Source organism: uncultured Cetobacterium sp., from assembly GCF_947039425.1.
Taxonomy (GTDB): domain Bacteria; phylum Fusobacteriota; class Fusobacteriia; order Fusobacteriales; family Fusobacteriaceae; genus Cetobacterium_A.
On record NZ_CAMQYW010000225.1, the window covers coordinates 1 to 3,310 of the forward strand.

Annotated in this window: 2 protein-coding genes; both read right to left on the reverse strand. The window is 24.5% G+C overall.

Annotated elements, in window-relative coordinates; translation table 11 throughout:
* Window positions 1–45 precede the first annotated feature (45 nt).
* Window positions 46–855: a MerR family transcriptional regulator gene (locus Q0V09_RS09560; RefSeq protein WP_297488933.1), complete on the reverse strand. Its 810-nt coding sequence runs from the start codon at window positions 853–855 to the stop codon at window positions 46–48.
* Between the two features lie 30 nt (window positions 856–885).
* On the reverse strand, window positions 886–3,310 hold a 2,425-nt coding region (locus Q0V09_RS09565), incomplete at its 5' end, for a chondroitinase family polysaccharide lyase (protein WP_297488937.1).

Below are 3,310 nucleotides of genomic sequence, written 5' to 3' on the forward strand. Positions count from 1 at the left end.
ATATAAGAATAAACTATATAGTAACTATAGAGTCAATATATTATTTTATTTAATATTTATAGATATTTTTATTAAAAAATTATTTGTATTTTCTGTTTTAAAATCAAGAACAGTTTCTTCATAGGAGTCACTTTTTATTTCATAATTTTCTTTTTTTATAAAAGCTAGAAGTTTACTATAGCTCTTAAAAGTATCTTCAAAAGATCCCTGATGATAGATAACAGCATATTTACCTTTTGGTTTTTCAATAGAATTTTTTGATTTTTTTAAATGATTTATATAAAGATAGGATATTTCAAAATTATTATTTAAAATATTTTCTTTTTTTACAATTGCATGGATATTTAAAAAATTTATTTTTAAATTTTTAGCAATATCATTTAATTCATTAATACCATGAACAATATCTAATGATTTTTTAGTAGATGATATTTCACTAACATCTATATACTCTTTCTCCAAATACTCTATTTTAGGAGTTTCATTTTTAAGTCTATTTTTCTCTCCTAACCTCAATCTATCCATACCTTCATTTATAGATTTTGAAATGCTTTCTAAAGATTTTATTTGCTCTTCTACTTTTTGTTTATTTCTTTCTAAAAGTAGTAAAAACTCCTTAGAATTTCTTTTATTTATATACTCTTTTATCTCTTCTAGTGGTGTTCCTATCTCCTTTAAAGTTTTAATTAAAGATAGAATATTATGTTGTTCTAAAGTGTAAAATCTATATCCTTTTTCATTTATAAAATATGGAAAAAACAGTTCAATTTTATGATAATATATTAATGTTTGCTTAGAAATATTGCACAATCTTGAAAAATCTGATATTTTTATTAAATTATTATGTTGTTTCATAAGATACCTCTTTATTTTTTTAATATATTATCATATTTTTTCTAAGATTACCTTAATAACTTCTCCATAAGTTGTATTTATTTTTAAAAGTGTTTTATTTTCTTTTATTTCACATATTACATCTTTAGTATTTTTTATATTATATTTCCCATTTAAGAGGATCTCTGATGTATAAGGAATAGAATCATTTCCTTTCCATTTTCTAGAGTATATACTAACCTCCTTCATTACTCCATTTTTATCATATTGAGTTTCATCAATGCCTTCATAAATTCTTAAGTCAGGATTAACAAAACTAAGAGCTAAATTTTTATTGCTCTCTTGTAACATTATCATTGATGGCGCACTTATACTTTTTATATATTTATCGTCAGTAAATTCTTGTTTTTCAAATAAGGCATACGCAAACATATTATTTTTAATATTTTGAACAATATGAGCATCCTTATCTTGTTTTAAAACTTTATATCCTTGATCTATTTTAAATTTATTTTTTTCCTCTTCCCTTCCTTTAATCAAAATAGAATATTCATATGTTTTATTTTTAGGATTTGTTCCATGATTAATATAAGCTAACTCATAATTATTTTCAGTTTTCTCTCCAGTATTTTGATCTTTTGACTTCTGAAGAGATTTTTTATAATAGACATCTCCTTTAGAAATTTTATATAGATTATGTTGAGAATCTTCTATTAATACGTTATTCTTATAATTTTTAATTTCTTCTTTTATTTTATTTTTACCTAAGTAATTTTGAAAAAGAGTTGTATGAGTTTCATTTTTTACATCATTATTTTCTATATTGCTTCCTAATAAAATAGCTATATTGTCAAATAAAAATACAGATTTTCTAGCTCTATGTGTAGGATTATATTTTGAATGTTCATGTAACTTCATAGCAAACATGCTATCACCAAAAAGATTATTTCCACCTGAATAAGTTTCATCAGAAAGAAGCATCTCTTCCACTCCACTAGCTATATCCACTTGAGAAATTGATGATTTTAATTTATTTAAAGGTAATGATATTGCCGTTGCTCCTGGATAGTGAGCCCAATCCCATCCTTCTTGCTCATATCCACTATTTTTTAATGAATTCTCTAATATTTGAAAAGTACCATAACTCATATATCTTCCATATAAATTATTTTTTATATATGTTTCATTTCCAACAAGATATCTACTGTACCCCTTTATACCAACAAGCCACTCATCTCTTCTATGAAGCTGTAAAGATCCCATATTCATTGTCCAAGATCCTATAGGTGCCTCCTCCTCTTTAAAACCTAATTTTTTAAGCTTTTCGTAAGTTTCACTTTTATTTGTTAATCTCATATATGCTTCTGCTAACTCCTTATCTATTTCTTTCTCTTTAGCTAAAGCCATATACTTAAATCCTGAATCATCTATTTGAAATTTATCATTGGGATGTCTTCCTGTTAAACTTAATAAGTAGTTGTACTTATTAGAGTATATCCTTGACATAAGTACTGCTTTTTTCACCTTATTGTATGATTTATTTTCAATGGAAAAAGAGGTGTTACTTAAATAATAAATTATTGGTGTTAATCCTGAGATAGCTCCTTTAGCATATGCTGGATAATTTTGCATATGATGAAATACTGAGCCATCCTCTTTAAAACCTCCAATAACTCCAGGAGAATAATTTATTGAATTTGAAAGATAACTACTTAACTGTAAAAGCTGAGAAGCCTCTTTATTTTTATTTTCATTTAATAAAATTGATGTTAACATTCCTGGAAGCATTGTATTTAAAATATCTATATTTATTCCTCTTATTTTTTCAAAAGGAGTATAAATTATCCCCATGGCACTATACCAAGTTACCATCTCTCTTGCTTCTTTTAATTTTCCAGCCTTTAACAAGGGATCTTTCATAAGAAAAATACTTTCATATATCTCTCTAACTTGATATCCTAAATGATGAATAGTTCCTTGAGAACTTCCCTTTGTCCAACCTTGATCATACATATAGTTTAAACTTTCTTGAAACATAAAATATATTTTTTCTTTTTCTTCATTATTTTCAGTTGAATTATACATATATGCAAGGTCTCTTAAAAAAATTCCAAACTCTCTAGTTGGAATATATCTAATTTTTTCTCTTTTTTCACTATCTATATTTTTAAAAATTACAAGTCTTTTAATAAACTCTAAACTTTTACTTTTTATCTCTTTTAATTTTTCCTCTTTTTCTAGTATAAGTTGAGAAGTTACATTAACTTGAACATTTAAAGTGTTTTTAAATCTTTCTTCAATTATATCTAAATCTTTACTCTCATATTCATTAATATTTTTATAATTTTCATTATTTATTTGATTATAATTTTTATAAAGAGCCATCCAATGAGAATTAACAGAAGTATCTGCTAAAATATTAATAAAAGGTACTTGTTCATCTCTTGCATTATGTCTAGGATCAATTAGAACAGAT